Genomic DNA, 24,848 nt, shown 5'->3' with positions numbered 1-24,848 from the left:
GTATTTATGGCTGGTACACACCAGCCCTTATGGGAAAGATTCAGTCTAATCAGCACGCTGCATCTGCGCTACCAGTTTGTTGCAGGCGTTAACCCTGTCGCGTGAGGGCATGCACCGTGGCACGCGCCCCCTCGGCACACAGTTGCTGATAAAGCTGCGTCACACGCGTCACGAAGCCCGCGTGTTGCAGTAAATCTTCGCCGAACACCGCTTTCAGCCCCAGCAAGGCACGGACACGCGCAGCACCCTCATCACTGGTCGCGACAATCCGCGCCAGTTCCTCTTTCAGCGGGTCACGAATCTCAATTGGCTGACCATGTTCATCGACACCGCTGACATAGCGCATCCAGCCTGCGACCCCCAACAGTAAAAAGTCACAGTCAGAGCCATTGCGCAGATGCCAGCGCACGCTATCCAGCATGCGCTGCGGCAGCTTCTGCGTGCCGTCAGTGGCAATCTGATACGTGCGATGTTTGATGGCGCGGTTTTCATAACGGGCAATCAGTGAATCGGCATAGGCAGCCAAATCAACCCCAGTGGTGCGCAGCGTCGGAGCCTGATCTTGCATCATCAACGCGCGGGCAGCGCTGCGGTAATGAACATCGGCCATACAATCGCTGATATGCTCATAGCCCGCCAGATAACCGAGGTAAGCCAGAAAGGAGTGGCTGCCATTCAGCATGCGCAATTTCATCTCTTCGAACGGCAGCACATCGGGCACCAGCTCAGCACCGGCGTTTTCCCACGCCGGGCGGCCACTGACAAAGTTATCCTCGATCACCCACTGGAAAAAGGGTTCGGCTTCCACCGCCACCGGGTCCTGGCTGCCCAGACGGGCTGCCAGCGTTGCAAACGCCTCATCGGTCATCGCCGGGACGATACGATCCACCATGGTGGAAGGGAAGGTGATATGGCGCGTGATCCACTCCGCCAGATCAGCACTGTGCCGCTCTGCCAGCTGTACGATCACGTTGCGTGTCACATGACCATTCTCTGGCATGTTATCGCAGGACATCACGCTAAAGGGCGGCAGCTGGCGTTCGCGACGACGGATAATTGCCGCCAGAATCAGGCCCGGCAATGAGTTCGGCTGCTGCGGATGCGCCAGATCGTGGACGATATCGGGATGATCCGGGTTGAGATTGCCACTGGCGGGCAGGTGGCAGTAGCCTTTTTCGGTGACGGTCATGGAGACAATCGCCACGTCTGGCTGACACATGGCCTCAATGACGGCGTCAATCCCGTCACCTTTGCCGTGCAGCGCGGCGGTCACCACGCCAATCACCCGGGTATGCAGGCTGTCATCAGCCATTTCGGTCAGGGTGTAGAGCAAATCTTGCTGGCGCAACGCCTGAATTAACGCGCCGCTGTTGAGGTTCACCTCGCAATAACCCCAGTCGCTGCCCTGCGCTGCCAGCTTGTCAGTCGCCAGTGCCTGATGGGCACGATGAAAAGCGCCAAACCCGATGTGTACCATGCGGGTTTTCAACTGACTGCGATCATAGTTTGGCCGCTGTACGTCGGCGGGAAGCCTGTCAATCTCTAACATAATCATTCCTTTTAGCAAACGGGGCGGAGAGCCACCCCGTAATGGTCAATCGTTTAGGCTGAGACGGGTTTGTTGCTGGTTTTCGGGCTGCGGATAACAAACAGCACCAGCAATGCGCCCAGACCGGCGACGATACCCGCCAGAATGAAGGCGCTATCAAACTTGCCTGTATGCTGGACGATAAAACCGGTAACGATAGGGCCGATAATGCCTGACAGGCTGCCGATCAGATGAATAAAGCCACTGATGCTGCCAACACGGCTTTTGTGCACCACGTCCTGAATAATCGCCCAATAAATTGCGCCGGTGATGTAGAGGAAGAAGATGGAGATCGACATCATGATCACCGCTGAATTCACTTCTTTTATCGTACCGGCCAGCGCGACACAAATTGCCGCTGCCAGCAGTGAGACCACCAGCACAATTTTGCGTGACAACAGTAACTTACCGGTAATATTGAAAATCTTATCGGAGATCCAGCCACCCAATGCCAGGCCGACGAAACCGACAATCCACGGGATCATGGTGGTGATACTCATGGCTTTAATATCCAGACCATGTGCCTGCACCAGATAGGCCGGGAACCAGCTCAGGAAGAAAAACAGGATGTAGTTGTAGCAGAAGAAGGCGAAGGCGGTGACCAGGATGATTGGCTGGCGCAGGTAATAACCCATACCGTGCGCGGCACCGGACAGGTCGGCTTCTTCGCCGGGCTGTTCCGCTTTCAATTTTTCGACCAGCGCGCGTTCTTCGGGCGACACGCGTTTGCTTTTTGCCGGGTTGTCAGCAGCAAAGAAGAACCAGATGGCCATCCACACCAGACCAATCAGGCAAATTGCCACAAAGGCGGGACGCCAGCCGAATGACAGCGCCAGATAACCGATAATCGGCCCGGCGACCGCACCACCCAGTGGCGAACCGGCACTCAACAGACCCATCGCGGTAGCGGCCTGTTTTTTCGGGAACCAGCCGTTGATGGCTTTATTCGCCGAGGCGCAGATCGGGCCTTCTGCCATGCCGAACAGCACGCGCAGAATCATCATCGACCAGAAGCCGGTGGCCAGCGCCGTCATCCCGCAGAACAGCGACCACATGCCGACCGCAGTGCCGAGTACGATGGTCGGGCCGAATTTATCGGTCGCAAGACCACCGATAAAGTTAAACAGCGCATAGCCGAAGAAGAAACTGCCGAAAATCATGCCGAATTGTTCAGCATTGATCATCAGATCTTTTTCCACCAGCGGTACGGTCAGGGACAGGGCAATACGATCGAGGTAGTTGATCATATAAACCAGAAATAACAGCAGTACGAGGGTCCAGCGCAGATTCTTCAACATAGAAACTCCGACATCTTACTTTATTGTATTGTTGCCGGCGGGTACGCACCGGCAAGAGGACACCTGGTGTGAAGGTTAACTCAACCCATGTGCAGAATCACTTTGCAGCAGGTGCGTGGGTCTTTTTCGAACAAGGTCATGGCACGTTCAATATCTGCCAGCGGGAAATAGTGCGTGACCAGCTTCTCTGGCTGGATCTGGCCTTTCTCCATCCACTCAATCACCTGCGGGAAACGGTTGCTGTTCAGACGTGAGGTGAACAGCGACAGCTCTTTACTGGTCAGGCTTTGCTGCGTAATGCTGCAGGGTTCGCCGGAGAAACCGAGTAAGCCGATGCGCGCAGCCGGAGAGGCGAGGGCGGCGGCTTCCGCCAGAATGCTGGGATGGCAGGCGGCATCGATGATCAGGGTCGGCTGTACGCCTTCTAACTGCGCCGCCAGCGGGATTTCGCTGTTGTTGAAAACCCGATCGGCTCCGTTTTGTTGTGCCAACAGCAAACGTTCCGGCAGGCGATCCACCACCAACACCTGTTCAACGCCATAGACGCCTTTCAGCACCTGAATCGCGGTCAGGCCCATCGGACCCGCACCGTAAATCAGCGCCACATCCTGCGGCTGTGGTTTAAGGAATGCGGTGATGTTGGCGGCAATGGTGAAGGGTTCCACCATGCTGGCGAGTTTATCGGGAATCGCTTCCGGCAGACGGAAGGCGTTTTTAGCTGGCGCGACCGCGAACTCGCTGAAACCACCATCGCGATGGACGCCAATCACCTGAAGTTCTTTGCAAACGTTGGGGCGGCCAATTGAGCAAGGATAACAGTGACCGCAACTGACCACCGGATCGACCGCTACGCGCTCACCAATCCGCTGCGCCGCCACGCCCTCGCCGACGGCATCAATCAGGCCAAAGAATTCATGGCCAATAACCCGGGGATATTTGGCGAAAGGGTTGTGGCCGTGCCAGATATGCACATCAGAACCACAGATACTGGCAAACTGAACTTTCACCCGTACTTCACCGGCCGCGGGTTGGGGTAAGGGACGTTCTGCCAGTACCAGTTCACCCGGTTGTTCAATCACGACACTTTTCATCATAGCTCCTTGCCCTGGGCCGACATTGACGGTCGAGGGGCTGCAACGGGAAATCAATGATGAAAAAATACGTGCTCAAATACTACCATACAAGTCGACGTTGCAGAGTTGTGAAGAAGGTCACAGGTAGCGGTGCGATTTATCGCGCGGGGTTTTCTGGCAACGCGCACAGAACCGCGCGATAACGGCAAAGGTCAAAAACGCGCGATAAATCGCGCGCTACGAAATGTGCCAAAAATTATGCCAGCAGCGGGCACTGCGGTGGCAGACGGCAGCTCAGCGCCCCTGGCAGTATCTCAATCTGGAACTCGCTGCCACTCAGCGGTTCGCCGTCCAGGTTAAAGGTCATCTCATGCGGGGAGCGAATGCTCAGCGATTGCAACGTCGCCGAGACGATATTGGGGTTTTCATCATCGCGCGTTAGCGAATGCAACAAGGTCGGCAGCAATTCCTGGGCGGTCACGATACTCAGGTTGAGCTGTCCATCGTTAATCAGCGCATCCGGGCACAATTTCTGGCCGCCACCGGCCTGACGTCCGTTGCCAATGCCAATGACCAGCGCATCACCCTGCCAGTCAAAACCCGGCCCGTTGATTTCACAGCGGTCCGGTTTGAGTGCATCAACGCGCATCAGACCATGAATGAAATAGGACACCCCACCCAGCGCAGATTTCAATTTTTCCGGCGTTTCGGTGGTGATTCGGGTACCAAAACCCCCGGTTGCCATATTGATAAAGTAACGATCGTCGTTAACACGTGCGAGGTCAATGGCTGTCGCCTTGCCCAGCACCGCCAGACGCAGTGCGGGTTCCATCTCCGGTGGAATACCTGCGCTGGTGGCAAAATCATTTGCGGTACCCAGCGGCAGAATGCCCAGTGCCGGACGCTGGGCTGCGGGTAACGCAGCCAACGCGGTGGCAATTTCATTGATGGTGCCATCGCCACCACCGGCCACCACCGTTTCCGCTTGTAAACTGACGGCCTCCTGCACATAACGGTCGCCGTCACCTTTCTCCCAGGTGACACGGATTGCCAGATTAAAGCCTTCCTCACGGAGTTTATTTACTGCGGTGCGTAATTCTTCGTTTCCGGCACCTTTACCATTGAGGATCAATAACGTAAGCGATGGGTTTTGCATAATCTGTTCCTTGACGCATTCCAGAGAAAATTGGTTATAGCATAGCTGGAACAGGAACTTTATCGGTGAGGGGATGAAAAAAGAAAACCCGCACGGGGGAGCCGGGCGGGTGAATGAGGTGGTTCCTGGTACTACCTGCTGATTATTGTTACTCGTTAGCAGCGGAAGCGAGTTTACGCCAGGGCGAAACGGCGGTCTGTGATCCTGTTCTAATTTCGCCCATTTCTTTTCATTAAGTGCGGTCGTTGGCGTGCGGATCGCGCGTGCTGTTACCGTCGGTGAAATTACGCAGCAGCAGGGCGAAATTGAGATCGACATGCTCAGGCACTGGCAGCCAGACGCGATGACCATCACCCGGTGCGACATCGACGGCGTGGCCTTTATCATTCTGCATGGCTTCCAGACGACAATTCAGGTTGCCGTTGGGCGTCATGATCTCCAGTTGATCGCCCAGCAGGAATTTATTTTTCACCGCCACCTGTGCCCATTCGCCACGGCGTTCACCTGTAAATTCACCGACAAACTGCTGGCGTTCTGACACCGAATAGCCCTGCTGGTAATTCTGGTAGCTGTCATGGGTATGACGCCGCAGAAAACCTTCGGTGTAGCCACGATGCGCCAAGCCTTCCAGGGTTTCCAGCAGTGAAGGATCGAAAGGTTTCCCGGCGGCGGCATCATCAATCGCCCGGCGATACACCTGGGCGGTACGCGCACAGTAATAAAATGATTTGGTACGCCCCTCGATCTTCAGCGAATGGACGCCCATCTGACTCAAACGTTCGACATGTGCCACGGCGCGCAAGTCTTTGGAGTTCATGATATAGGTGCCATGTTCATCTTCGAAGGCGCTCATGACCTCGCCCGGCTTCATCTTCTCTTCTAGCAAAAAAACACGGTCTGTCGGCGCGCCGAGCCCCAGTGTCGGCGTGGTGTCCTGCACGGCAACCGGTTGGTGGAAGCCGACGATATTGCCGACCTCATCCTGCTGACCTTCTGCCACCTTGTACTCCCACCGACAGGCGTTGGTACAGGTGCCCTGATTAGGATCGCGTTTGTTCAGATAGCCGGACAGCAGACAACGGCCAGAATAGGCCATGCACAGCGCGCCATGTACGAAGATCTCGATCTCCATGGCCGGCACCTGTTGGCGGATTTCAGCGATCTCGTCCAGTGACAGCTCGCGTGAGAGAATCACGCGCGTTAACCCCATTTGCTGCCAGAACTTAACGGTCGCCCAGTTAACCGCGTTGGCCTGCACCGAGAGATGAATTGGCATGGCCGGGAAAGCCTCGCGCACCAGCATAATCAAGCCAGGATCGGACATGATCAACGCATCCGGCTGCATGGCGACGACCGGCGTCAGATCACGGATAAAGGTTTTTAGCTTGGCGTTATGCGGCGCGATGTTCACCACCACATAGAATTTTTTCCCCAACGCATGGGCTTCATTGATGCCCTTGGCGAGGTTTTCATGGGTGAATTCGTTATTACGCACGCGCAAGCTGTAGCGCGGTTGTCCGGCATACACCGCGTCGGCACCATAGGCAAAGGCATAGCGCATATTCTTCAGCGTTCCCGCTGGAGAAAGCAGTTCAGGTTTAAACATGGGATCTCACTGATGTCAGGTCAGCATGCCATCGTCGATGGCAGGTGCAGTGGCCGTGTCAGACGGCCCTGCAAAAGGTGGGGAATTTTAGGCAGGGCCAGCCACGAAGTAAATTGACCTGGATCAAGGTAAAGCGCGGTCTGCTACAGGATGCGGCAGACGTCGGCCTCCCAGCGATAGCCCATACCGTACACCGCGCGGATAAACGGTTGTTCGGCGTCGAGGCTTTCCAGCTTACGGCGCAAATTTTTGATATGGCTGTCGATGGTGCGATCCGTGACGACGCGATAGTCGTCGTACAGATGGTTGAGCAGTTGCTCACGTGAAAACACTTTGCCCGGCTCCAGCGCCAGGGTTTTCAGCAGACGAAACTCGGCGGGTGTCAGCTCCAGCTGTTGCTCACGCCAGCTGGCCTGGAAGCGGCTTTCATCAATCAGTAAATGCGAGGCCTGCTGTGCTTCCTCCGGCGAGCGCTTGACGCGACGCAGAATGGTTTTCACCCGCGCCACCACTTCACGTGGGCTAAAAGGCTTACAGATGTAGTCGTCAGCACCAATCTCCAGACCGAGCAGACGATCAATCTCTTCGGTGCGCGCGGTCACCATGATGATCGGCAGATCGGAGAAACGGCGGATTTCACGACACAAGGTTAAGCCGTCGCGACCCGGCAGCATTAAATCCAACAGCATCAAATCGGGTGGTGTTTGCTGCACATAGCTCAGCACTTCGCTGCCGTCGCCAATGTGATGGGTGCGATAGTTGGACGCTTGCAGATAATCAATCATCAGCTGCGCCAGTTTCGGCTCGTCTTCAACAACAAGGATTAAAGGATCGTGCTTTTCCATGCTCATAGGCTGCATTTAATGGGGAACATAAGGCAAGTTTAGCGTGATTTGCAGGCCACCTAAATCAGAGAGATCTGCACTAATGCTGCCGCCATGCGCTTCCGCAATATTTTTGCAGATCGCCAGGCCAAGGCCCGAACCGCCGCTGGCGCGATTGCGCGAACTTTCAGCGCGAAAGAAGCGCTCAAACAGCCGGGCCTGATGGGCAGGATCGACGCCGGGCGCGCTGTCGGCAAAGCAGAGCTGCCAGCTGTCGCCGAGGTTTTTCATCGTCAGACGCACCTGACCACCGGCATCGGTATAACGCAGGCTGTTTTCCAGCAGGTTGGTGAACAACTGCATCAGCCGATCTGGATCGCCAAAACCTGGCGCCTCAGCAGGCAATACCAGTTGCAGGGCTAACTGGCGACTGCGATAGCGTTCACCGAAGCTACCCGCCACCACTTCGAGCAGATGAACCAAATCCACCGCCTGTTTGCGGTAGGCAAGGGCACCGGCATCGGATAGCGACAACTGGTGCAGATCGTCCACCAGTTTGGTCAGCACCACCACTTCGCTTTGCAGCGAGGTGATGGCTTCCGGTGTCAGCTTGCGAACGCCATCCTGCATGGCCTCCAGTTCGCCACGCAGGATCGCCAGCGGCGTGCGCAATTCATGGGAGATATCCGCCATAAAGGCGCGGCGATTGCTCTCGTTTTTTTCCAGCGAACTGGCGAGCTGGTTAAAGTCGCGTGCCAGTTGGCCGAGTTCGTCACTGCTGCCCACTTCAACCCGGGTGGCGAAATCGCCCGCCGCCAGATGATGAGTGCCATCCACCAGGCGTTTCACCGGGGCCAGTAAACCTCGCGCCATCAGCCAGGTCGCCAGCGCGGCCATCAGTGCGGTAAACGCCACAATAATCCAACTGGTACGGCGCTGCTGCTGGTCAAAATTGATGTCTGTGCTGCGGGTTAAGCGCTCGGCCGGTGAGCCAATCACCCAACCGACCACTTTGCCATTGCTGGTGGTGATATTGCGCCGCGTGCCTTCGGGCGGGACCGGGGAACGTGGGCCTGACAGCACCTTGTATTGTTGGTCAATAATCCAGAACTGGGTGCGCCAGCCATGTGGCGGCAGTTGATTTTCACTGCCGGGGTTTTGCTCCAGCGAACGCAGGATGGCGAAAATCAGGCGGTCATTGTTGCGCAGGAAATCCCAGTTGCCGTGCTGTTCGTATTGATCGGCCAGCGCATCGCTCAGCAGAGTCAGCCGCTGCTCGTTCCCTTTGCGGATGTAATCGACGAAGCCATGTTCAAAACTCAGCCGCACGCCCCAGTGCATGATGATAATCACCAGCATGCAGGTGGAGAAAATAGCCATAAACAGTTTGGGACCAATGCCGAGTTTCAGCGCTCGCTTCATCCTTCACTCCTTTTGCGTCGCAGATCGACGTTTTTGCTTACATCTTTCGGCACACGCCAGAACACCAGTGCAGGCAGGATAATCACCAGCGCCATGCTGAGGTAAGCGTAGATAAAGGTTTGATGGGCTGCGGCGCTGTTGGCGATGGCACCATGACCGAACGCACCGAGCAGCAGACCGGCGATGGTGACCCCGATACTGGTGGAAAGCTGCATGATCATCGAGAGCAAACTGTTACCGCTGGAGGCCAATTCATCCGGCAGTTCTTTCAGCGTCAGGGTGTTCATCGAGGAGAAGCGAATGGCGTTAACCATTCCCTGTAGCAACAACACCACCGGCAGCAGCCAGGTCCAGCCCAGCAGCGCGACCGTCGGGAACAGCAGCACCACCAATGCCAGCGCGCAGGTGCCGCCGACCAGCGCATTGCGGTAGCCGAACATATTCACGATGCGCACCACGACACGTTTGATCCCCATATTGCCGAGCACCATCGGGATCATCATCAGGCCAGCATGGAACGGGCTGAAGCCGAGACCCACCTGCAAAAAAATCGGCGTCATAAACGGCAGCATGCCACTACCGATACGGCCAGTAAAACTGCCGAGCAGGCCAATCGAGTAGATACGGTTATCAAATAATTTCAGGCTAAATAAGGCGTTGTCGTTGTTACGGCCATGCATCAAATAAAACAGCAGGGAAAAGACGCCAATCAGAATCAGCAGGCCGAGCAGCAGTGCGGAGCCTGCGGTGCTGCGCTGCCCATCGAGCGCCAGCGTCAGGGTTGCCATACCCACGGCGAGTAAACCGAAGCCGAGAAAATCGAAGCGCCGGGTTTGCATGGTGTAGTTGGGCATGATGGCGAGGGTGGCGATGGCACCCACAATGCCGACCGGAATATTGATCAGAAAGATCCAGTGCCAACTGGCGTACTGCACCAGAATACCGCCCAGCGCCGGACCAAGCAGCGGGCCGACCTGACCGGGCAGCGTCACAAAGGTCATCGCTGACATATATTGTTCGCGCGGGACGATTTTCATCACCGTTAAGCGCCCGACGGGCACCATCATCGCGCCGCCCACCCCTTGAATGACGCGCGCCAATACTAGCTGATCCAGCGTGCTGGAGAAGGCACAGAATATCGAACCGATGCTGAACAACACGATGGCGGTAAAGAAGATATTCCGCACACCAAAACGATCGGCCAGCCAACCGCTCAACGGCAGGGTGACGGCCACGGTCAGGACGTAGGAGACAATCACCGAATGCATATGCAGTGGGCTGACGCTCAGGTCGCGTGCCATGGAAGGAATGGCGGTGTTGACGATGGTGGTATCCAGCGACTGCATAAAAAAGCCAAAAGCGACAATCCACAATTGCCAGCGAACGGTCGCGTTCTGAGTGGTCATAGTCTCTTCATCCCGTTAATTCTCCTGAATATTGATCAGCGCCGGACGTTTCCTGCGGCGCAGCTTATCCATCATCAGATACACTACCGGCGTGGTATACAACGTCAGCAGTTGGCTCATCACCAGCCCGCCAGCGATGGTGATACCGAGCGGCTGGCGCAATTCCGCGCCATCGCCCGTGGTCAGCACCAGTGGCAGCGCACCAAACAGTGCGGCCAGCGTAGTCATCAGAATCGGCCGGAAACGCAACTGGCACGCCTGAAAGATGGCATCACGTGCCGTCAGGTTGCCGTTCCGTTCTGCTTCCAGCGCAAAGTCGACCATCATAATCGCGTTCTTCTTCACGATGCCAATCAGCAGCAGAATGCCGATCAGCGCAATCAGGCTAAACGGCGTGTTAAACAGCTCCAGCGCCAGCAGCGCGCCGACCCCGGCGGAGGGCAGGGTAGAGAGAATGGTCAGGGGATGGACATAGCTCTCATATAAAATCCCCAGCACGATATACACCGCCGCAATCGCCGCCAGAATCAGGTAGAGCTGGCTGGATTGTGACTGCTGGAACACCTGCGCCGTCCCGGCAAAGCTGCCCCGCACGCTGCCGGGTACGCCCAGTGCTGTCATGGTGCGGTCAATAGCATCCGAGGCCTGCGACAAGGATACCCCTTCTGGCAGGTTAAAAGAGATAGTCGAAGCGGCAGATAAGCCCTGATGGTTAACGGAGAGTGGCGCATTGGCCGGTTGCCAGCGGGCAAACCAACTCAGCGGGATAGCTTTGCCGTCACTGTTGATGACAAACATTTGCTCCAGTGCGCTGATATCCTGGGTGTAGCGCGGCTCCACCTCCATCACCACTTTGTACTGGTTCAGCGGTTGATAGATGGTCGAAATCTGCCGCTGACCAAAGGCGTTATTCAACAAGGCGTTGGCGGCGGAAACATCAATCCCCAGCCGCGCCATGCTTTCGCGATCATAGGTTAGCGCCATCTCGCTGCCGTTATCCTGTTGATCGGAGTTGACGTCGGCCAGCTCCGGTAACGCCGCAAATGCGGTGCGGATTTGCGGCTCCCAGGTGCGCAAATCTGCAAGGTTATCGGATAGCAGGCTGTACTGGTAACTGGCGTTTGACTCGCGTCCGCCAATGCGAATGTCCTGCACTGCATTGAGATACAGATTGGCGCCTGGCTCTTTCGCCAGCTTCATGCGCAGGCGGGCAATCACCTGCTGGGCAGTTTCGCTGCGTTCGGAAAGCGGTTTGAGGGAGATAAACATCGAGCCGCTGTTGGTGCGTGAGCCACCGGTGAAACCGGTGACGTTATCCACCGCCGGATCCGCCTTGATGATGTTCATAAAGTCCTGCAATTTCCCGCGCATCGCCTGGAAGGAGATGCTCTGGTCGGCAGAGATAAAGCCGGTCAGACGTCCGGTATCCTGCTCAGGCATAAAGGTTTTGGGTATCGAGATAAACAACCAGATGGTCAGCCCGACCGTTGCCAATAGCACCAACAGGACCCAGCGTGCATGATCCAGCACCCAGCCGAGTGAACGACCATAACCTTGTTGCACCGCCATCAGCACGCGCCCGGCCCCGCGCAGACGTGTTTGCGCGCGCGGTACATGCGGTTTTAGCAGGTACGCGCACATCATTGGCGTCAGGGTGATAGAGATAAACAGCGATATCAGGATCGCCACCGAGAGCGTAATGGCGAATTCGGAGAAGAAGCGACCAATAATACCGCCGAGCATCAGCAGCGGCAGGAACACCGCGATCAGCGACAGGCTCATCGAGAGTACGGTAAAGCCGACTTCACGCACCCCCTGTAGCGCTGCCTGTAACGGTTTCATGCCGGCTTCAACGTGACGCGCGATATTCTCCAGCACCACGATGGCATCATCCACCACGAAACCGGTCGCGATGGTCAGCGCCATTAACGACAGGTTATTCAGACTAAAGCCGCACAGATACATGGCAGCGAAGGTGCCAATCAGTGAGACCGGCACGGCGGCAGCGGGGATCAGGGTGGCACGCCCGTCACGCAGGAAGAAAAACACCACCAGAATCACCAGCGCAACGGCGATGATGAGTGACTGCTCGACTTCCTGTAAGGAAGCGCGGATGGTAGGGGAGCGATCCTGCGCGACTTGCAGATCAATCGATGCCGGAATGACGTCATGCAACTCGGGTAATTCGGCGCGGATGCGATCAACCGTGTCGATCACGTTGGCTTCCGGCGATTTGCGGATCACCAGCAGCACCGCCGGTTTGCCATTGGTCATCCCGGCGTTGCGCACATCCTGCACCGAATCCTGCACGTTCGCCACATCACGCAACCGTACCGCCGCGCCGTTGTTGTAATGCACCACCAGTGGCTGATAATCGCTGGCGGTTTGCAGTTCATCGTTGGTACGCAACTGCCAGCGTTGCTGCTGGTCATCAATCGCGCCTTGCGGACGGCGTTGGTTGGCGTTGGCGATCGCGGTGCGTACCGCATCCAGCGACACTCCCTGATTAAACAACGCCTGTGGGTTCAGTTCGACACGGACTGCGGGCAGTGAGCTACCGCCTACCGTGACATCGCCGACCCCCTCAATCTGCGACAGCTTCTGCGCCAGTTGCGTTGACGCGTAATCATACAGCTGACCGGGATTATAAATATCCGAGGTCAGCGTCAGGATCATAATCGGCGCATCAGAGGGGTTGGCTTTACGGTACGTTGGGCGGCTTGGCATCCCGGTGGGTAACAGGCTTTGTGCGGCGTTGATGGCCGCCTGTACATCACGTGCGGCACCGTTGATGTCGCGGTCAAAATCAAACACCAGAATGATACGCGTGCTGCCCAGCGAGCTGGTGGAGGTCATCTCACTCACCCCGGCGATACGCCCGAGCGAGCGTTCGAGCGGGGTGGCGACGGATGAGGCCATGGTTTCTGGTGAGGCACCCGGCAGCGAGGCAGAGATGACGATCACCGGAAAATCGACCTGCGGCAGCGGCGCGACCGGTAGCAGACGGAAACCGAGAATACCCGCCAGCGCAATCGCCAGCGTTAACAGCGTGGTGGCGACCGGTCGGTGGATGAACAGGGCAAAGAACTTCACGGCTGCGCCTCCGGACGGCGGAAGCGGCGACGGGTGATCTGCGCCAGACGGTCAAACAACAGGTAAATAACCGGGGTAGTGAACAAGGTCAGGATTTGACTGAGGATCAGGCCACCGGCCATGGCAATCCCCAGCGGACGGCGTAACTCCGCCCCCGCACCGGTGCTGAGCATCAGCGGCAGCGCGCCCAGCAGTGCCGCCAGCGTGGTCATCAGTATCGGGCGGAAACGCAGCAGACAGGCCTGATAAATCGCCTCACGTGGGGCCATGCCCTGTTCCCGTTCCGCCGCCAGCGCAAAGTCGATCATCATGATGGCGTTTTTCTTCACGATGCCGATCAGCAAGATGATGCCGATAATCGAGACGATGTCCAACTCGTTGCCGCTGATCATCAGAGCCAGCAGCGCACCCACCCCGGCGGTGGGGAGGGTGGAGAGGATCGTGACCGGGTGAATAAAGCTCTCGTACAACACGCCCAGCACGATATACATCGCCACCACGGCGGCGATGATCAGCCACACCGTGCTGGTGAGCGCAGCTTCAAATGCCAGCGTACTGCCCTGGAACTGGGTCATCATCTCGGCGGGCATCCCCACCTGATCTTCGGCGGCACTGACCGCTTTAACGGCGTCACCGAGCGAGTAGCCGTCGGCGACGTTAAACGAGAACGTGGCCGACGGAAACTGGTCGAGATGGTTGATGCTCAGCGCGGCATGCCGTTCTTCCACTTTGGCGATGGCACTCAACGGCACGCTGCCGCCATCGGTGCTGGTGAGGCGAATACCCTCGAGGCTGGCAAGGCCCGGTGTGGCCTCGTTGTTTTGCCCTAACACCACGCGATACTGATTGGCCTGGGTGTAAATGGTGGAGATCAGGCGCTGGCCGAAGGCGTTGTACAGCGCGTTATCGACATCCGCCATGGTGATACCCAAACGGCTGGCACTGTCGCGATCGACACGGATAAAGGCTTCCAATCCCTGATCCTGCCAGTCGCTGCTGACATCGCGCAGTTCAGGCAGGGTATTGAGCTGATTAAGCAGCACCGGCACCCAGGTGCTCAGCGAGTCAAGCGAACCGGATTGCAGCGTGAACTGATAAGGGGTACGGCTGGCCTGGGTATCGATGGTCAGATCCTGTACCGCTTGCAGCCATAACGAGACACCTGGCACGCTGGCTACCGCGTCCTGCAAGCGTTTCTGTACTGCCGGAATACGATCGTCACGTTCTGCCAGCGGTTTGAGGTTGATTTGTAAGCGTGCGCTGTTCAGGGCGGCATTGGTGCCATCCACCCCGACAAACGAGGTCAGGCTCTGTACCGCAGGATCTTTCATGATGATTGACGCCACATCACGCGTGCGCTGCGCCATGCTGGCATAGGAAACGGACTGCGGTGCCTGTAGGGTGCCCTGAATAATGCCGTTATCCTGCTGCGGAAAGAAACCTTTAGGAATAACGATCCACAATAGAACCGTCAGGAGCAGGGTGCCGAGGGCGACGGACAGCGTCAGCCACGGGTGTTGCAGTACCCGCGTTAGCCAGCGGCCATAACCGGCAACCACCCGGTCAAACATCGCTTCACTGGCGCGCGAAAAGCGGTTCTGTTTGCGCAATGATTCCGCACTGAGCATGCGTGCGCACATCATCGGCGTCAGCGTCAGCGATACCACGGCGGAGATCAGGATCGCCACGGCGAGGGTGACGGCAAACTCACGGAACAGACGACCAATCACATCGCCCATAAACAACAACGGGATCAGTACGGCGATCAGCGAGAAGGTGAGGGAGATAATGGTGAAACCAATTTCACCGGCCCCTTTCAGCGCTGCGGTGAGCGGTTTTTCCCCTTTTTCCAGATAGCGGGAGATGTTCTCAATCACCACGATGGCGTCATCGACCACAAAGCCGGTGGCGATGGTCAGCGCCATTAACGTCAGGTTGTTGATCGAGAAACCGAGAAAATACATCGCAGCGAAGGTGCCCACCAGCGACAGGGGCACGGCCACCGCCGGAATAATGGTCGCTGGCACATTGCGCAGAAACAGGTAGATGATCATCACCACCAGCCCAATCGCCAGCATCAGCTCATGCTGCGTATCGGCCACCGACGCGCGGATATTGGTGGTGCGGTCGGTGAGCATTTTGACTTCAACCGATTTGGGCAGTGTGGCAGTTAACGACGGCAGCAATGCCCGAATATTATCCGCCGTGGCGATAATGTTGGCACCAGGCTGGCGTTGCACATTCAACACAATGGCGGGCTGGCGGTTAGCCCAGGCCCCAAGCCAGCTGTTTTCGGCACCCTGTTCGATGGTGGCGACATCGCCTAAACGTACCGGCGCACCGTTGTTGTAGCTGATGATCAACTGGCGATAATCCTCCGCCGAGGTCATCTGGTCGTTGGCCGACAGGGTGATAGAACGGGTGGGACCGTCGAGGCTACCTTTTGCCGAGTTGACGTTAGCGTTGCTGATGGCGGTACGCACCGTCTCGCTGGTCAGTCCCAATGCCGCCAACGCCTGGGCGTTCATCTGCACGCGCACAGCGGGCCGTTGTCCACCGGAGAGGGTGACAAGACCGACGCCGCTGACCTGAGAAATTTTCTGGGCCACACGGGTTTCCACCATGTCCTGCACCTGGGTTAACGGCATGCTGGTGGTGGTAACGGCGAGGGTCATGATCGGCGGATCGGCCGGGTTAACTTTGCTGTAGACCGGTGGATTGGGCAGATCGCTCGGCAAAAGATTGGTGGCGGAGTTGATCGCGGCCTGCACTTCCTGTTCGGCGACATCCAGTGACAGCGTGAGCTGGAATTGCAGGGTAATCACCGAAGCGCCGCCGGAACTTTGCGAAGCCATCTGCTTCAACCCGGACATCTGGCCGAACTGGCGTTCGAGTGGGGCGGTGATGGAAGAGGTCACCACATCCGGGCTGGCTCCGGGATACAGGGTGACGACCTGGATGGTCGGATAATCCACCTCCGGCAACGCGGAAACCGGCAGGAAGCGGTAACCGAGGATCCCGGCCAGCAGAATGGCGATCATCAACAGGGTGGTGGCGACCGGGCGCAGAATAAACAGGCGTGACGGTCCGCCGCTGGCGTCAGGAGGCATAACCTGCATTATTGACGATCCCCACGTGCCGGTTGTGTGGCACGACTGCTGTGGGTGGCGGTGCTTTGCGGTGCGACAATCTCTACGGTTGCGCCTTCGGTCAGGCGATCCAGGCCGTCGGTCACCACACGTTCACCTGCTTCCAGCCCGGCGCTGATCACCACTTTCTGGCTATCCTGCAAACCGGCGGTCACGCGTTTTTTGCTGACCTTGTTCTCGCTGTTCACCACCCAGACAAAATGTCCGTCGTTGCTCATTTGTAGCGCAGCGGTCGGGATCACCACCGCATCCTGCAAGGTATCGACTTTCAGCCGCGCATTAACAAACTGATTGGGAAATAAGGTGTCATCCTGGTTGCTGAAGCGCGCTTTTAATTTGATGGTGCCGGTGGTGGCGTCGATCTGGTTATCGAGACTCAGCAATGAACCGGAGGTCAGCAGGGTCGTGTTGCTGCGATCCCAGGCATCCACCACCAGCGGCTGACCACTTTTCTGCGCCTTCAGAATCTGGCTGATGTTGTTCTCGGCCACGCTGAATACCACATCAATCGGGTGCGTTTGCGTGATCACCACCAGGCCGGTGGTGTCGCCGGAGGTGATGTAGTTGCCAACATCGACCTGCTTCAGGCCGACACGACCGGAGATGGGAGCGGTAATCCGGCTGTAGGTCAGATTCAGCTGTGCGCTGGCGACGTTACCTTCGTCCGCTTTGATGGTGCCGAGGGTTTCACTCACCAGTGAGCGTTGGGTATCCAGCTCCTGCTGCGAAACCAGTGCCGTTTTTGCCAGCTTTTCATAGCGCGCCAGATCGCGTTTTGCGTTGGCGAGCGTCGCCTGATCTTTGGCTAACTGGCCCTGTGCCTGGATTAGTGCGACCTGATAAGGGCGCGGATCGATCTCTGCCAGCAATGCGCCAGCGTCGACCTGTTGTCCTTCATTGAAATGCAGCGCCATTAACTGACCATCAACCCGGCTGCGTACTGTAACGGTGTTCGCTGCGGTCACGGTGCCTAATCCGCTGAGATAATGCGGCACGCTTTGTAAAACGGCGGTGGCGGCTTGTACCGGAGCCAGGGGACGGCGGTTGGCACCGGCAGCCCCTCCTGCACCGCGCCCATGATGGCGCTGCCCTTCAGCTTGCGGCTGCTTGTTGGGTTCTGCCGGATGCTGCCACCAGTAATAGCCGCCCGCCAGTACAGCAACGATCGCCAGAGTAATAAGGCTTTTTTTCAACAAAGGACGTCGGGTGTTCATGAAGTTATGTGCTCTCCAGCGAATTCGTTTTCCCAAAATGCGCCGCCCAACCTGCCGGAGCGCAAACGAAAGAATTGTAGTCGCCTGGCATGGGCGAAAATTGAAGGAATTAAGAATATCGTCCTGTGCACGCTAAGTATTCATATTCTGTACGAATTTTATCAGGATTTTTTCATAAGCCGTTTCCCCCCTTTGCTAAGCTGGAAAGCTGAGCCGTCTCGTTTCAATTAAGGAGAAATAAAATGAGTCAACAATCAACTCGCCAACTTGGCGACACGGGTATTGCAGTGCCGGTTCTTACTTTTGGTGGGAATGTGTTTGGCTGGACCGTGGATGAGAAAACGTCCTTTTCCCTGCTGGATGCGTTGGTGGAGAAGGGGTTGTGGTTTATCGATACCGCCGATGTGTATTCGCGCTGGGCACCCGGCAATCAGGGTGGTGAATCAGAAACCATTATCGGTAAATGGCTGAAAAAAACCGGCAAGCGCGACAGCATCGTACTGGCGACGAAGGTCGGTATGGAACTGTCGCCGGACAAAAAGGGCCTGAAACCGCAATATATTCGTCAGGCAGTAGAGGATTCACTGCGCCGCCTGCAAACCGATTATATCGACCTGTATCAGGCGCACCGCGATGACCAGGATACTCCGCTGGCCGATACACTGGCTGCGTTTGACTCCCTGATCAAAGAAGGCAAAGTGCGGGCGATAGGTGCGTCAAACTACAGCGCCGAGCGTTTGCAGGAAGCGCTAAGTGTCAGTGAGCAACAAGGGTTGGCGCGTTATGAAACGTTACAGCCAGAGTACAACCTCTACGATCGCCAGGGGTATGAAAGTGCGCTTGAGCAAGTGGCGGTAGCGCATGGGCTGGGCGTGATTAACTACTATTCACTGGCGAGCGGCTTTCTCAGTGGGAAATATCGTACCGCAGCAGATGCCAGCAAGAGTGCGCGTGGTCAGGGCGTGGTAGCCAAATACCTCAATCCGCGTGGTTTGCGCATTCTTGATGCCCTCGACACCGTTGCTGATTCTCATGATGTTTCGCCAACCCAGGTCGCGTTGGCCTGGCAAATTGCCCGTCCCAGCATTACTGCGCCGATTGTGAGCGCCACCTCGCTATCGCAGATTGATGAGTTGGCTAAAGCCACCCAGCTCACGCTGAGTAAACAAGAGATTGAAGAATTATCGCGTGCCAGTGCTGAGTGATCATTGTTTTCGAAGCGGCGCGATTTATCGCGCTGTTTTTTTGCGCTGAAAATAGCGCGATAAATCACCGCGTTACCCTGCGCTGCTGATGTTAACCGGAGTGTGATTTTTTCCAGTCAAAAAATGCCATTTTCGACAAAAGATATTCATTCATAGATCGTTGTCACAATTGCGTTAATTAACTGTCACTTCACGGAACTCTGAGCACATATTTGCAAAAACCACCCCCGCCTCAGCACTATTCTCTGCTCGATCTTTCCAGTAACTCACAAAAGAATAATCATTATGAACAGAAAAGAAGCAGTGCAGCGCATCCCGAGCCGTCTGGCCGCGGGTACTATCATGTTCGCTCTGCTGAGCGCATCTGCCGTGGCAGCGGATGCATTCAGCTACGATTCACCCTACATGTTTGGCGACTGGGGCGGTTACCGAACGCAACTTGAGAATGACGGCGTCAAATTCGACGTTAACTACACGATGGAAAGCGCCTCCAACCTTGGCGGCGGTTATGACAAAAACACCTCAATGCGTTACAGCGACCAATGGGCGTTTGGCGTCAACCTTGACCTGGAAAAACTGCTGAACTGGCAGGATGCTGAATTCCAGATGACCATCACCGACCGTAATGGCCGCAACATCTCCGACCAGGTTGGCGACCCACGTAGCGGAATGCTCTCTTCAGTGCAGGAAGTGTACGGTCGTGGTCAGACCTGGCGTTTAACCCAATTCTGGTTACGTCAGGGATTGTTTAATGATGTGGTCGATATCAAAGCGGGTCGTGTCACCGTCGGTGAAGATTTTGATAACTTCGACAGTAAGTTCCAGAACCTGGCGTTCGGTAGCGGCCAGGCCGGTAACTGGCGTGGCGACCGTTGGTACAACTGGCCGGTTTCTCAATGGGGCGGCCGTATCAAAGTTAACTTCACGCCGGAAGTGTTCTTCCAGGTGGGCTTCTATAACGACAACCCGAAAAACTACGATACCGGCAATGGCTTCCGTCTTGATATGAACAATTCACTCGGCAACATGGTGCCGGTGGAACTGGGCTGGAAACCGACCTTTGGCCCGGACAAACTGCCGGGTAACTACCGTATCGGTTATTACTACTCATCGGTTGATGGCGATGTGTACGGCAGCTGGCGTAACGGCGCTTACCAGGATCAGGCTCACGCCTACGGTGGTTATGTGCTGTTGCAACAACAGTTGACTGCGCAGGGTGGCGATGCCAGCCGTGGTCTGGGTGTTACCGTCCAGGCGGTAATGAACGACCATAAAACCTCAAAAACCGATAACTACCAATCCATCAGCTTTACCTGGAAAGGGCCGTTTGATGCACGTCCTGCCGACGAAATTGGTATTGGTGCGGCGCGTATTCACGTGAACAGTTCCTATACCACCGCCTTACGTCAGCAGAATGCCGCGAATGGCGAAACGGACTATAACAGCCCGACGTATCTGCCGATCCAGGATGGTTCAGAATATAACTATGAAATCTATTACAACGCTCAGCTGACCAAATGGCTGCAACTGCGTCCGAACCTGCAATATGTTGTAGCACCGGGGGCGGTAAGCGAAGTGAAAGATGCGTTTATCGGCGGTATTGCGGCGAATATCAATTTCTGATGTTTTCTGATTGCTGCAAAAACGGTCGCCATTGATGGCGACCGTTTTTTTTAACCGAACAGTATTTCGGCCCAGCGCGCCAGACCGGCGGTGACCGATCCAAAGTCGTCGCCGCTGGCAATCGGCGTATCCGGTAACGCCTGCTGTAAGGCGGCACGGAGTACCGGCGAACGGGCGCTGCCGCCCGTCAGATAGATGACTTCCGGCTTGGTGGTGCACGTCGCCAGCGCCAGGTGGACCTGTTCCAGAATGCGTTCCAGCGGCTGATTGATCGCCTCTTCCAACTGTGCCGCACTGGTTTCTGTCTGCAATTGTGCCGCAATAAATGCCAGCGAGGCTGAGGTAACCGGCTGATCGGAGAGGGCGATTTTGCTCTCTTCCGCCGCACGCACCAGACGATAACTCAGCTTCTGTTGCCATACCTTCAGCAGATGAGCGACCTGTTCAGGATCCTGGGCATCACGAACTAAGTCACGCAGTAGCTTGCCGCAGGCGGCAGAGTAGAACTCGCTTTGCGCCGGGACATCGTTGATCGCGACCGCATTCCACCACGGCAGGGCGGGAAGGGCGATGCCTTTCTGCGTACTGCCACCGAGGCCGAGCAACGGCATCAGGGTTTTAAACGCCAGCATAATATCCAGATCGTTACCGCCCACGCGGCAACCGCTATGGCCCAGCAGACTGTCGCGGCGATCGGCTTTTTTGCGCCACTCCGGCCCCATTAACAACATGGAACAGTCGGTGGTGCCGCCGCCAATATCGACCACCAGCACCCGCGTTTCTTTATTCAGCGTGGCTTCAAAATCCAGCCCTGCGGCCACCGGTTCAAACTGAAATTCCACATCGCGGAAACCCGCGCGTTTGGCTGCGCGCAGCAGAATGCCCTGCGCCTGCTCATTGGCCTCATCGCCGCCCAGTCCCTGGAAGTTGATTGGACGACCAATGACTGCCTGCTCAATCGGCTGATCTAACTGGCTTTCACCCTGTTGACGGATATGCAGCATCATGGCGCAAACCAGATCTTCAAACAGCGCGATTTGCTGCGGCTTCAGGCCGCTGGCACCGAGAAAAGATTTGGGTGATTTAACAAACCACACCTCTTCGGGATCGACCATATAGTTTTGCAGCGCAGTCAGGCCAAACTGGACGCTGCTGGCGGTCACATCAATGTCTTCTTCGCGGTTAAAACGCAATGCCCGTTGCAGCAGCGCCTGTCCTTCGCTGTCGGGGGTCGGCACCTGATGGTGACGATAAAGCCATTCGCTGATGGCTTCGCGCGTTGGCGCGCAGATCATGGAGGGAAGCAGGCGCTGGCCATTCTCCAGCGTCAGCAGCCGTGGTGTGCCTGCATCGCTGACTGCGATGGAACAGTTGGCGGTGCCATAATCGAATCCGATAAACATCATTGTCCCCCATGCCGGAAAAAAGGGGGCGACTTTAGCGCAGCTCGCGTGGGCAGGCAAGGCAGATTACATCTGTATTTCCTGATAAACATGATATTGGCCGCGTCCGGCATGTTTGGCGCTGTAGCAGGCGACGTCGGCTTGCGACATCACCAGATTGCTGATGCAGTTATGCTCGTCAATCTGCGTCATACCGGCGCTGGCACCGACCTGATAGAAGCTGTCCAGCCACATAAAGCGATATTGATTGATCGCCGTCACCAGCCGTTGCACCACATCGCGCACGTCGTCGACGTCGCAGTCAGGCAGCAGCAAGCCAAATTCGTCACCTCCGAGGCGGGCGAGAAAATCACTGCTGCGGATATGGTGTTGCATCAGTTCACCTAGCTCACGCAACAGCGCATCGCCAGCCGCATGGCCTGCGGTATCGTTGACCGCCTTAAATTTATCGAGATCGATAAACACCAGCACGTGCTGATGTTGATTCACGGTCGCATCACTAAGCAGACGTTTCAACTGCCTTTCGAAGCTGAGTCGATTGGGTAAACGCGTCAGCATATCGTGGGAGGCGCTGTAGCTCAGGCGTTTCATCATTTTGCGCGATTCACTGACATCCTGAATGACCATCACCGCACCGATGCTTTCGCCGGTCAGCGTTTTGAGTGGGGTAATGCTGTAATGGATCTCAAATACGCCGCCGTCTGCGGTATGCAGTACCAGTTCTTCTTCCAGGTCCGGGGTGGTTTTTTCTGCGGGTAAATGACAGAGCAGCAAATTTTGGATTCTTGGGCCAGCCGGACCATGCGTGATATTGAGCAGCTCGGAGATCGCCATGCCTGCCGCCGCATCCTGCGTCCAGCCGGTCATCTTTTCCGCCACCGGGTTCATAAAGGTGACCTGCATTTCATCGTTGGTGCTGATCACCGCTTCGCCGATCGAATCCAGGGTAATCGCCATGCGCTCTTTTTCCTGGAATAACGCATCGTTAAGGGCGCGCAGGTGAGTGATATCCTGGCAGATACCCAGCATACGTTCGATTTGTCCATCCTGACTGAGGATGCGGTTGGCTTCGGTACGGACATAACGCATATTGCCGGGCAGGCCAATGCGGTACTCCATGTGAAATGCGCTGCGACGCTCGATGGCTTGCTGCACGGTCAGAGCAACGTATTCCTGATCGGTCGAATGCACGCGCCGTAACCAAAGGTCGTAAGTGGGAAGTTCATGTGGTGCCAGCGCAAACAGCTCATACATGCGTTTGTCCCACATCAGCTCGCCGGTGGCCAGGTTCCATTCCCACACGCCAATGCCGCCCGCTTCATTGGCCAGTGTGATGCGTTCCATCAGGCGGCGATTCACCTGTTCGCTCTGCTTAAGTTCAGAGATATCGACGATTTGCGAGATGAAATAGAGCGGTTGTTGCTGGGTATCGCGTACCACGGAGACCGTCAGACGCGCCCAGACCGTTTCACCGTCTTTGCGGAAATAGCGCTTTTCGAGGGTGTACGTCATAATTTCCCCCCCCAACAGCCGCTTGAGTTGCTGCAAATCGTTGTTCAGATCATCAGGGTGGGTGATTTGCTGAAACGTCAGCTTGCGCAACTCCTCCGCCGGAAACCCCAGGGTGCGACAGAGCGATTGGTTGACCTGCAACCAATTGCCCTGCGGGGAGACCAGCGCCATGCCGATGGCGGAATACTCCATGGCGTTACGGAAGCGGGTTTCGCTTTCCGCAATATGATTTTTTTCGCGCTGGAACGCATCCATCACCAGCGCCATAACATGGCTGGGGATTAACACCAACAGAAAGGGCAGCCAGGTACCGGCCTGGCCCAACATCCGGTCATCGTGGCTGAGGTTGACCAGGTTGAATGCCAGCAGCAGCGAAATAAAGCTGGAGTTGAGCAGGAAAAGTAAAAAGGCTTCGAACTTGGGTAGACGTATCGCGCACCAGAACAGGATCACCACAATGAAGGTGAAGGGCCACGGCAGGTAGCGCAGGCTGAGGTAGCTGGCCAACAGGGTAAACGCCAGGGTCAGAACGGTTTCGATGCTGCGATGGCGTGCGACCGGATTTTCCTGCTTGCCTAACGGCCATAACAGCAACACCGGCCCGAGCGCCAACATACCAATGACTTCGGAAATCACCCACGTGGAGAAGAACGGTAGCGAGGCAGTGCCACTGACTTGTAACAACCACAGCGCCAGCAAACCGCCGACAAAGGGGGCGATCAGGCCAGCACTGACGACATAGCGTCCCCAGTCGAGCAGTGAATCAAGCGGTGCGCGACGATCAAGCAGCACACGCAGCATGATGCCGCCCATCAGCGCCTGTAACAGGTTAAGCAGGGCAAACTTGAGATTACTGATGGCCGGGCCAATCACCATCAAATTGGCTAATGCGGTGCCCAGCAGGCAGCCAAACAACAGCAATGGCACGCGTTGGGCCGGGGCGCGGAACACCACAATGGTCATTAACGCCGTGGAGAACCACAACGGGGAAATGCGCCCACTGACAATGATCAGTTCCAGACAGAACAATGTCAGCAGAAACGCGACTACCCCCAGGTAGAGGGCATTGAGCCAATGTTTCTTTGAGCCATCCTGCGAGGTCAATATTTCGAGGGTCATGCACGAATCCAGCAGCGCGCATTCGCAACACGACGAAAAATGCGCCAGTCATTCTCTAACTGGCATGCTAGCACATCTGGCAAAGATGTCTGCCGCGAATTCACTTTTCTACCTTATTCAATGCATTGAATCGCCCTTTGTTAACAAAGGGCTGACC

Annotated in this window: 15 protein-coding genes; 2 read left to right on the top strand and 13 right to left on the bottom strand. The window is 56.4% G+C overall.

Annotation, left to right across the window (positions count from 1 at the left end; translation table 11 throughout):
- Nucleotides 1-88: 88 nt before the first annotated feature.
- The 11 genes from PAT9B_RS13185 to PAT9B_RS13135 form a co-directional block, all read right to left on the bottom strand.
- On the bottom strand, nt 89-1,549 hold the full coding sequence (locus PAT9B_RS13185; protein ID WP_013509771.1) for a mannitol dehydrogenase family protein: 1,461 nt from the start codon (nt 1,547-1,549) through the stop codon (nt 89-91).
- A 53-nt stretch (nt 1,550-1,602) separates the two neighbouring features.
- Nucleotides 1,603-2,886, bottom strand: coding sequence for an MFS transporter (locus tag PAT9B_RS13180; protein ID WP_013509770.1), 1,284 nt, complete (start codon nt 2,884-2,886; stop codon nt 1,603-1,605).
- An 80-nt stretch (nt 2,887-2,966) separates the two neighbouring features.
- Entirely contained in the window at nt 2,967-3,977 is a 1,011-nt protein-coding gene (locus PAT9B_RS13175; RefSeq protein WP_013509769.1) for a Zn-dependent oxidoreductase, read from the bottom strand.
- 238 nt (nt 3,978-4,215) lie between these two features.
- Nucleotides 4,216-5,115 (bottom strand): lipid kinase YegS, encoded by a 900-nt coding sequence (gene yegS / locus PAT9B_RS13170; RefSeq protein WP_013509768.1) that lies wholly within the window; start codon nt 5,113-5,115, stop codon nt 4,216-4,218.
- Nucleotides 5,116-5,347: 232 nt separating this feature from the next.
- A complete protein-coding gene (yegQ, locus tag PAT9B_RS13165) occupies nt 5,348-6,721 on the bottom strand; it encodes a tRNA 5-hydroxyuridine modification protein YegQ (RefSeq protein WP_013509767.1) in 1,374 nt (457 codons plus the stop codon).
- A 143-nt stretch (nt 6,722-6,864) separates the two neighbouring features.
- Entirely contained in the window at nt 6,865-7,572 is a 708-nt protein-coding gene (baeR, locus tag PAT9B_RS13160; RefSeq protein ID WP_013509766.1) for a two-component system response regulator BaeR, read from the bottom strand.
- A 9-nt stretch (nt 7,573-7,581) separates the two neighbouring features.
- Entirely contained in the window at nt 7,582-8,967 is a 1,386-nt protein-coding gene (baeS, locus tag PAT9B_RS13155) for a two-component system sensor histidine kinase BaeS (protein WP_013509765.1), read from the bottom strand.
- Nucleotides 8,964-10,373: a multidrug transporter subunit MdtD gene (mdtD, locus tag PAT9B_RS13150; protein ID WP_013509764.1), complete on the bottom strand. Its 1,410-nt coding sequence runs from the start codon at nt 10,371-10,373 to the stop codon at nt 8,964-8,966. The genes baeS and mdtD overlap by 4 nt, the downstream gene beginning before the upstream one ends.
- Before the next feature lie 15 nt (nt 10,374-10,388).
- Nucleotides 10,389-13,466 (bottom strand): multidrug efflux RND transporter permease subunit MdtC, encoded by a 3,078-nt coding sequence (mdtC, locus tag PAT9B_RS13145; protein ID WP_013509763.1) that lies wholly within the window; start codon nt 13,464-13,466, stop codon nt 10,389-10,391.
- Complete coding sequence (locus PAT9B_RS13140) at nt 13,463-16,585, bottom strand: MdtB/MuxB family multidrug efflux RND transporter permease subunit (RefSeq protein WP_013509762.1); 3,123 nt, start codon at nt 16,583-16,585, stop codon at nt 13,463-13,465. Before PAT9B_RS13140 ends, mdtC begins: the two co-directional genes overlap by 4 nt.
- The gene (locus PAT9B_RS13135) at nt 16,585-17,829 is read right to left on the bottom strand and encodes an MdtA/MuxA family multidrug efflux RND transporter periplasmic adaptor subunit (RefSeq protein ID WP_013509761.1); all 1,245 of its coding nucleotides are present in this window, start codon (nt 17,827-17,829) and stop codon (nt 16,585-16,587) included. The genes PAT9B_RS13140 and PAT9B_RS13135 overlap by 1 nt, the downstream gene beginning before the upstream one ends.
- A 242-nt stretch (nt 17,830-18,071) precedes the next feature.
- On the opposite strand from PAT9B_RS13135, the gene PAT9B_RS13130 reads away from it, so the two are divergent.
- A complete protein-coding gene (locus tag PAT9B_RS13130) occupies nt 18,072-19,034 on the top strand; it encodes an aldo/keto reductase (protein ID WP_013509760.1) in 963 nt (320 codons plus the stop codon).
- A gap of 285 nt (nt 19,035-19,319) precedes the next feature.
- A complete protein-coding gene (locus PAT9B_RS13125; protein WP_013509759.1) occupies nt 19,320-20,657 on the top strand; it encodes a carbohydrate porin in 1,338 nt (445 codons plus the stop codon).
- Between the two features lie 50 nt (nt 20,658-20,707).
- Here the strand turns inward: PAT9B_RS13125 and yegD are convergent, their stop codons facing one another.
- A complete protein-coding gene (gene yegD / locus PAT9B_RS13120; RefSeq protein ID WP_013509758.1) occupies nt 20,708-22,060 on the bottom strand; it encodes a molecular chaperone in 1,353 nt (450 codons plus the stop codon).
- 66 nt (nt 22,061-22,126) lie between these two features.
- Nucleotides 22,127-24,691, bottom strand: coding sequence for a diguanylate cyclase (locus PAT9B_RS13115; RefSeq protein WP_013509757.1), 2,565 nt, complete (start codon nt 24,689-24,691; stop codon nt 22,127-22,129).
- Nucleotides 24,692-24,848: the final 157 nt, after the last annotated feature.

It is taken from the genome of Pantoea sp. At-9b, from assembly GCF_000175935.2.
Taxonomy (GTDB): domain Bacteria; phylum Pseudomonadota; class Gammaproteobacteria; order Enterobacterales; family Enterobacteriaceae; genus Pantoea.
The sequence above is the reverse complement of the archived record's forward strand: the minus strand, read 5'-3'. Positions and strand labels throughout refer to the sequence as shown.

Bases quoted from the DNA above. Each gene is read 5' to 3' on its own strand.
- PAT9B_RS13185 (WP_013509771.1), bottom strand. From the start codon at position 1,549: ATGTTAGAGATTGACAGGCTTCCCGCCGACGTACAGCGGCCAAACTAT.
- PAT9B_RS13180 (WP_013509770.1), bottom strand. From the start codon at position 2,886: ATGTTGAAGAATCTGCGCTGGACCCTCGTACTGCTGTTATTTCTGGTT.
- PAT9B_RS13175 (WP_013509769.1), bottom strand. From the start codon at position 3,977: ATGAAAAGTGTCGTGATTGAACAACCGGGTGAACTGGTACTGGCAGAA.
- yegS (WP_013509768.1), bottom strand. From the start codon at position 5,115: ATGCAAAACCCATCGCTTACGTTATTGATCCTCAATGGTAAAGGTGCC.
- yegQ (WP_013509767.1), bottom strand. From the start codon at position 6,721: ATGTTTAAACCTGAACTGCTTTCTCCAGCGGGAACGCTGAAGAATATG.
- baeR (WP_013509766.1), bottom strand. From the start codon at position 7,572: ATGAGCATGGAAAAGCACGATCCTTTAATCCTTGTTGTTGAAGACGAG.
- baeS (WP_013509765.1), bottom strand. From the start codon at position 8,967: ATGAAGCGAGCGCTGAAACTCGGCATTGGTCCCAAACTGTTTATGGCT.
- mdtD (WP_013509764.1), bottom strand. From the start codon at position 10,373: ATGACCACTCAGAACGCGACCGTTCGCTGGCAATTGTGGATTGTCGCT.
- PAT9B_RS13140 (WP_013509762.1), bottom strand. From the start codon at position 16,585: ATGCAGGTTATGCCTCCTGACGCCAGCGGCGGACCGTCACGCCTGTTT.
- PAT9B_RS13135 (WP_013509761.1), bottom strand. From the start codon at position 17,829: ATGAACACCCGACGTCCTTTGTTGAAAAAAAGCCTTATTACTCTGGCG.
- PAT9B_RS13130 (WP_013509760.1), top strand. From the start codon at position 18,072: ATGAGTCAACAATCAACTCGCCAACTTGGCGACACGGGTATTGCAGTG.
- PAT9B_RS13125 (WP_013509759.1), top strand. From the start codon at position 19,320: ATGAACAGAAAAGAAGCAGTGCAGCGCATCCCGAGCCGTCTGGCCGCG.
- yegD (WP_013509758.1), bottom strand. From the start codon at position 22,060: ATGTTTATCGGATTCGATTATGGCACCGCCAACTGTTCCATCGCAGTC.
- PAT9B_RS13115 (WP_013509757.1), bottom strand. From the start codon at position 24,691: ATGACCCTCGAAATATTGACCTCGCAGGATGGCTCAAAGAAACATTGG.